The sequence below is a fragment of the Sphingomonas sp. Leaf30 genome, assembly GCF_001422525.1.
Lineage (GTDB): Bacteria > Pseudomonadota > Alphaproteobacteria > Sphingomonadales > Sphingomonadaceae > Sphingomonas > Sphingomonas aerolata.
Genome location: NZ_LMKZ01000016.1, coordinates 253,920 through 255,081 on the forward strand (window position 1 = coordinate 253,920; position 1,162 = coordinate 255,081).

At 67.5% G+C, this 1,162-nt stretch carries 1 protein-coding gene; it reads left to right on the forward strand.

Going from position 1 to position 1,162, the window contains the following annotated elements; genetic code table 11:
* On the forward strand, positions 1 to 1,162 hold a 1,162-nt coding region (locus ASE89_RS21240; protein ID WP_236701770.1), incomplete at both ends, for an FAD-dependent oxidoreductase.

Genomic DNA, 1,162 nt, shown 5'->3' on the forward strand with positions numbered 1-1,162 from the left:
TGCCGAGCCCCACGTGAACTACAACCGCATCATGCTGTCGCCGGTGCTGGCGGGCGAGAAGACGTTCGAGCAGATCGTCATCAACGACCACGCCTGGTACGCGACCAACACGATCGACCTAGTGACCAGCGACCCGGTCCAGGCAATCGACCGCACGGCGAAGACCGTCACCGCGCGCTCCGGGCTGACGGTGTCGTACGACAGGCTGCTGATCGCGACCGGCTCCGATCCGTTCATCATCCCCGTCCCCGGCAAGGACCTGCCCGGCGTGATCTCGTTCCGCGACATGGCAGACGTCGACCACATGCTGGAGGCTGCGGGCAAGGGCGGCGCGGCGGTCGTCATCGGCGGCGGGCTGCTCGGGCTGGAAGCAGCACACGGGCTCACGTTGCGCGGGATGAAGGTCACGGTGATCCACCTGATGCCGACGCTGATGGAGCGGCAGCTCGACGAGGCGGCGGGCTGGCTGCTCAAGTCGGCGCTGGAATCGCGCGGCCAGGTCATCCTCACCGAAGCGAACACCGCCGAGATCCTCGGCGATACCCACGTCGAGGGCGTGCTGCTGAAAGACGGCACGCTGATCCCGGCCAGCCTCGTCGTCATGGCGGTCGGCATCCGCCCCTCCGTCGCCCTCGCGCGCGACGCCGGGCTGGAAATCGGCCGCGGGATCAAGGTCGACGACCACATGGTCACCAGCGACCCATCGATCCTCGCGGTAGGCGAATGCGTCGAGCATGACGGCAACGTTTACGGCCTCGTCGCGCCGCTGTGGGACATGTGTCGCGCGCTCGCCGACGGACTGACCGACAGTCACAGCGGCTATCGCGGATCGGTGACCTCGACCAAATTGAAGGTCGCCGGGCTCGACGTGTTCTCGGCGGGCGATTTCTCCGGTGGTGCAGGCGCGGAGGACATCGTCCTGCGCGATGCGTCGCGCGGCATCTACAAGCGCGTCGTGGTCAAGGACGACCGGATCGTCGGCGCGGTGCTGTACGGCGACACGACCGATGGCGGCTGGTATTTCGACCTGCTCAAGCGGGCGGAAGACATCGCGCCGATCCGCGACATGCTGATCTTCGGCCAGTCGTTCGCCTCGGGGGGAGGCACTGCGGACCCTAAGGCGGCCGTTGCGGCGCTCTCCGACGATGCGGAGATCTGCGGC